General features: G+C 73.9%; 3 protein-coding genes. 1 reads left to right on the top strand and 2 read right to left on the bottom strand.

Features of this window, described 5'->3' with window-relative positions:
• The first annotated feature begins 20 nt into the window (after nucleotides 1–20).
• Complete coding sequence (locus A7A76_RS19900; protein WP_206412911.1) at nucleotides 21–3,266, top strand: PAS domain S-box protein; 3,246 nt, start codon at nucleotides 21–23, stop codon at nucleotides 3,264–3,266.
• Between the two features lie 91 nt (nucleotides 3,267–3,357).
• Here A7A76_RS19900 and A7A76_RS19905 read toward each other — a convergent pair whose 3' ends face one another.
• Nucleotides 3,358–4,719, bottom strand: coding sequence for a BON domain-containing protein (locus tag A7A76_RS19905; protein ID WP_206412912.1), 1,362 nt, complete (start codon nucleotides 4,717–4,719; stop codon nucleotides 3,358–3,360).
• A 347-nt stretch (nucleotides 4,720–5,066) separates the two neighbouring features.
• On the bottom strand, nucleotides 5,067–5,687 hold a 621-nt coding region (locus A7A76_RS19910), incomplete at its 5' end, for a UdgX family uracil-DNA binding protein (protein WP_206412914.1).

The raw sequence follows: 5,687 nt of genomic DNA on the forward strand, positions 1-5,687 counted from the left end.
GCGCCGTCGCGCGGCTAGCCATGCCGGCGCCGCTCCCGGCCGCGCTGCGGCCGCGCGAACTGCTCGCCGCCGCCGCACTGGCCGCGGTGCTGACGCTGGCCCACGTGCGCTTCGGCCAGGGCCTCAACGATCTGCTGCCGCTGCTGGGGCTGTACCTGCTGGCAGTGCTGGCCGCCTGGTACGACGGCGTGCGCGGCGGCGCCGTGGCAGTCGCCGCGGCGCTCGCCGCGATCGTGTTCTGGCCGGGGTTGAGGGTGCAGATCGGCGTGGCCGGCTGCGCCTTGTTCCTGTGCGCGGCCAGCGCCTTGGTCTGGATCGCCGCCGCGCTGCGGCGCCGGCGCAACCGCCTGCGCCTGCAGCAGGAGCAATGGTCGACGGTGCTGGCCGGGGTCGGCGACGGCGTGATGCTGATCGGCGGCGACGGACGCATTCTCTATCTCAATCCGGCCGCAGCGCGGTTGCTCGATGTCGATCCCGAGCGGGTGCGCGGACGCGACGCGGGCGTAGCGATCGAAGGCTGGCCGCCGGCGCTGCCGGCGCAGCCCGGCCCGCTGCCGTTGCGCGGCGCCGGCGACCGCCCGCTGCAGGCCGAAGCGGTGCCGCTGCAAGGCCCGCGCGATGCGTTCTCCGGCCACGCCGTATTCCTGCGCGCGCCGCGCGGCGCCGAGGAAGGCATGAGCGAGCGGCGCCTGCGCGCGGTGTTCGATACCGACCTGTGGGGCGTGTGCTTCGCCGATGCGCAGGGCGGTCGCTGGTGGGCCAATCCCGGCTTCGAGCGCATGCTCGCACCCGCCGCCGACGACCCCGCGCCGATGCGCGGGCAATCGCTGGAACAACTGGGAATACCGGCCGAATTGCTGCAGCGGCTGCAGCGCGACGGCGCGTTCGAACCGGTCGAAGTGGCGCTGCCCGAGCGCGGCGGCGAACCGGCCTGGATGCTGCTCGCCGGGGAGGCCTTGTCCGAACGCGACGTCGCCCTGCTCGCGCTGGACATCGGCGAGCGCAAGCGCAGCGATGCGGCCCTGCGCGCGCAACGCCTGCTCATGCGCGCCTTGATCGACCGGATTCCGGCGCTGGTGGCCTATGTCGACCCGCGTCGGCGCTATCGCCTGTGCAACCGCGCCTACCGGCGCTGGTTCGGCGACCGCCGGCTGCAGGGCCTGACCCTGGACGATGCGCATCCGGCGCCGGAGCTGGCGCCGTACCTGCCGCTGCTGGAGCGCGCCTTCGCCGGCCAGGCGGTGCGTTTCCCGCTGGAGTTGTCGCGGCACGGCCAGCAGCGGCATTTCGACGTGCAGTTCGTGCCGCACCGGCCCGACGGCGACGCAGTCGAAGGCGTGGTGGTGCATGCGCTGGACGTCACTGCGCGGGTCGAGGCCGCGCGCCGGGTCGAGGCCAGCGAGCGCCGCTTCCGCAGTCTGGCGGTGGCCGGCGCCGGGCTGGTCTGGTTCGCCGATGGCGCCGGACGCCTGTTGGATGCGCCGGGCTGGGAAGAGCTCACGGGGCAATCGCGCGCGCAGGCGAGCGGCGACGGCTGGCTCGCTGCAGTCGACCCGCTCGACCGCGCCCGCGTGCGCGAGGCCTGGCACGACAGCGTGCGCGCGCCGCGGCCGGAACTGCTCGACCTGGAATTCCGCGTGCTCACCGCTCACGGCGAGCCGCGCCACGTCGCCCTGCGCGCGGTGCCGGTCACCGACGACGCCGGCCAGGCGCTGGAATGGATCGGCGGCCTGCGCGACATCCACGAGCGGCGCGTGTTCGAAGAACAGCTGCGCCGCGCCGAAGCCGAGCAGCACGCGCTGCTGGACAACGTGCCCAAGATGGTCTGGATCGCCGAGCCCGACGGCGCGATCCGCTACCAGAACCGCCGCTGGTACGAATACACCGGCCTGGGCGGCGACCAGGACTGGCGCGACATCTGCCATCCTGAAGACCTGCACGACGGCGTGCGCCATTGGGACGAGGCCATCCGCACCGGCCGCCCGCTCAATGTCGAACTGCGCTTTCGCCGCGCCGACGGCCAGTACCGCTGGCATATCGTGCGCGGCCAGCCGTTGCTGGACTCGCACGGCCGGCTGCGCTGCTGGTACGGCGCCAGCACCGACATCGAGGACCAGAAGCGCGCGCTGGCGATGATGGCCGCGGCCAACCAGCGGATCAGCCGTTTCCTCGCCGTGCTCAGCCACGAGTTGCGCAATCCGCTGTCGGGCGTGGCCGCGGCCGGCGAGTTGCTGCAACGCGCCGACCTCGACGCGGCGCAGCGCGAGCGCGCGCTGGCGACGCTGGTGCGGCAGAACCGGCATGTGCAGCGCATGGTCGAAGACCTGCTCGATGTCGCCCGGGTCACCCAGGGCGGCCTGGAACTGCGCAGCGAAACGCTGGATCTGCGCTCGTTGCTGGAGGAAGTGCGCGAAGACAACCGGCTGCGCGCCGACGCCGCCGGCGTCGTCCTCGATCCGCTCGCCGGTCTGGCGCGCGCGCCCGTGCACGGCGACCGCGCGCGCCTGCGCCAGGTGTTCGACAACCTCGTGTCCAACGCGATCAAGGCGAGCGCGCCCGGCCAGCGGATCGGTTTGTCGCTGCGGCCGGCGGCGCTGGCCGACGGCGGCGAGGGCGTGCGCGTGGAAGTGCGCGATCGGGGCCAGGGACTGGACCGGGAGATCGCCGCGCACTTGTTCGAGCCGTTCGTGCAGACGCCGGGCTGGCGTTCGCGCGGGCTCGGGCTCGGCCTGAGCATCGTCAAGACCCTGGTCGAGCGCCACGGCGGCCAGGTCGCCGCGCGCAGCCGCGGGCCGGGGCTCGGCGCCAGCTTCGAAGTCGACCTGCCGCTTGCGGCCAGCGCGGCCGCCGATGGCGATGCGGCGCCCACGCCGGCGCCGGCGCCGCGGTGCGGCCGGATCCTGATCGTCGACGACGAAGTCGATACCGCCGATGCATTGGCCACGCTGCTGGCGCTGGAAGGCCATCGCGTGCGTACCGCCGGCGACGGCGAGCAGGCGCTGTCGCTATGGAGCGAAGAACCGGCCGAGGTGGTGGTATGCGACCTGGAACTGCCGGGCCCGCTCAACGGCTGCGATGTCGCGCGCGCGCTGCGCGCCGCGCCGCACTCGCCGTACCTGATCGCCTACAGCGGTTACGGGCTGGCCGAGGATCGCGCACGTACCCGCGAGGCAGGCTTCGACGAGCATCTGATCAAGCCGGCGCCGATCGAGCGCATCCAGGCGGCGCTGCAGCGCGGGCTCGGCATGGCGCCGCCGGCGCCTTGAGCGTGAATCGCTGACGGCTCAGCGGCGCCGGTTCGAAGCCGCTGCACCCCGCGTCGCGGCCGCCAAGGCCGCGACGCGGGGCGTGCCCGGCTCAGTGCGGCTGAGTCGAACCGGACGACGGCGAGGCGCTGCCGCTGGTGCCGGCATCGGTGCCGGCGGCGGTTCCGGCGCCCGCGCTGCGGCCGGCGTTTGCCTGCGCCGACGACGACTGCGTCGAAGGCGCCTGCGCCTGGGAGCCCTGCGCCGCGGTGGCCTGGCCGAAGCGACCGGCGTTCTCGCGCCGGCCGCCGCTTTCCGGTCCGGCCGCGAGCACCGCATGGTCGCGGCCGCGCACGCGGATGCGGTTGTCGACGTCCTTGACTCCGCCGCAGGCATCGGCGATGTCCTCGGCGCGATGCTTCATCCAGCGATCGTCGACTTCGCCGCTCAGCACCACGACGCCCTGCTGGCAGACGACCTCGATATCGCTGGCATCGATCAACGCGTCTTCGGTCAGCCGTTCGTTGAGGTCTTCCTCGATGCGCTGGTCCGAACGCGCATAACTGCGCGGACCGCGTCCGCGGTGGTTGCGCGCGCCCTGCTCGCGATAGGCCGACTGCACGTCCTCGGCGCGCTCGCGCGACCACTCGCGGTTGGGCTCGAAGCCCGCGCCATAGGCCGAACCGGCGACCTCGCCGCCGGCGTCGGCGTAACCGGACGAACGGCCGTAGCCCTCGCCCATGCGCCGGCTGCCGGCGCGGAAGTCCTCGCCGTGGCGTGCGCGGCGCGGGTCGAACTCGTCGTAGCCGTGCGGACGCTCGCGGCCGCGGCTCTCGCCGCCGTAGACGTAGTAGCCGTGGCGCGGATCGCCCTGGTGCGGCGAACCGCCCGGCGCGTCGCCGCGGTCGTCTTCCCAGCCGACCGACTGCGAGCGCTCGTCGAAGCCGCCGGCGCGCCAGCCGCTGTCGTCGTACTCGCCGCCGCGCCGGCCGCGCAGCGGCACGCCGGGGCCGTAGGCGCCGTAGAGGCCGCGCTCGCCGGGCTGGCGCGATTGCATCGCGCGCGGTTCGCGCTCGCGACCCGGCGCGCCGTCGTCGCGGCCGCCGTAGTCGCGATCCATGCGCGGGCCGCGGCCGGCGCCCGGGTCGGATCCGTCGCGCTCGCGATAGCCCGCGACGTAGCCCTCGCCGTTGTCGCGCCGGTAATGCGCGCCGTGGTCTGCGCCGTAGTCAGCGTCGTAATCTGCGCCGTACTCGCGGGCGTACCCGCCGCCGCGCCCTCGATCGTCCGCGCTGGCATGGCCGTACTCGCGGCCGCGTTCGCGGTCGTGTCCGCGCGCGGGGTCGTAGGCGTAATCGGCATCGCCGGTACGCGCCGCCTGGCGCTGCTTGTCGTGCATCCACGACTCGTCCTCACCGCCGCGGCGGCGCTGGGCTTGGGTTTCGCGGCCGCCCGGGCCTTGTCGCTGGGTCATGTCCTCGCTCCTGTCGTCGTTCGACCAAGTCTGGTTCAACCATGCGCGGCCCCTGTCCAGGGCGCGCGCGCCGAGCCGCAATGCCTCATGGGCGACGGCCTTGAATTCTCCGGTGCCGGCGACGTCGCCGTGCCGGTCGTTTCCGCTGTTGCGCACTGAGGTGTCCTCCACCATCGATAGGTCTGTCCGCGCGACGCACTTTGCCGCCGCGCCTGCCCGATGAGCCGCAAGTCGCGTGCCAACCCCGCGACAACGCCACAGCTGCGGCGCCGGGTCGCGAACGCGGCAACTCTTGCGTGGCGCTGCACATTCTTCGCGCCGCGACCGCGTTGCGAATCCCGAGCCGGTCACGCCTGGTCCAGCGCCCGCGCCAGCGCGGTCAGGTCGCGCACCAGTTCGCGATAACGCTGTTCGCGCGCCGGCCCCGGCGAGCGCAGGATCGCGGCGGGATGCCAGCTCGCCATCGCCCGGCTGCGCGCGTCCAGGGCGATCCAGCGGCCGCGTTCGCGGCTGAGCCGGAACGAGGCGCCGAACAGGGTCTGCGCCGCCATCGCACCCAAGGCCAACGCCAGCGACGGCCGCAGCCGCAGCCATTCCGCCGCCAGCCACAGCCGGCAGGCCTCCTGCTCGTGCGCATCGGCGCGGTCGTGCATGCGGCGTTTGCCGCGGCGCTGGAACTTGAAATGCTTGACCGCATTGGTGAGGTAGAGCGTCGCGCGGTCGAGGCCGGCCTCGGCCAGGGCGCGATCGAGCAAGCGCCCGGCGGGGCCGACGAACGGCCGGCCGCTGCGGTCTTCCTCGTCGCCGGGCTGCTCGCCGATCAGCATCGCCCGAGCGCGCGCCGGCCCTTCGCCGAATACGGTCGCGGTAGCGTCGCGCCATAACGGACACGCACGGCATTGCGCGGCCTGCGCGCGCAGCGCGCGCAGGCTGGCGCGCGGCACCGGCGCAGCGGCCGGCTTGGCGAA

The organism is Lysobacter enzymogenes, assembly GCF_017168095.1.
Lineage (GTDB): Bacteria > Pseudomonadota > Gammaproteobacteria > Xanthomonadales > Xanthomonadaceae > Lysobacter > Lysobacter enzymogenes_D.

What these genes read in the sequence shown, in the direction of transcription:
- A7A76_RS19900 (WP_206412911.1), top strand. Translation starts at nt 21, where the DNA reads ATGCCGGCGCCGCTCCCGGCCGCGCTGCGGCCGCGCGAACTGCTCGCC.
- A7A76_RS19905 (WP_206412912.1), bottom strand. Translation starts at nt 4,719, where the DNA reads ATGACCCAGCGACAAGGCCCGGGCGGCCGCGAAACCCAAGCCCAGCGC.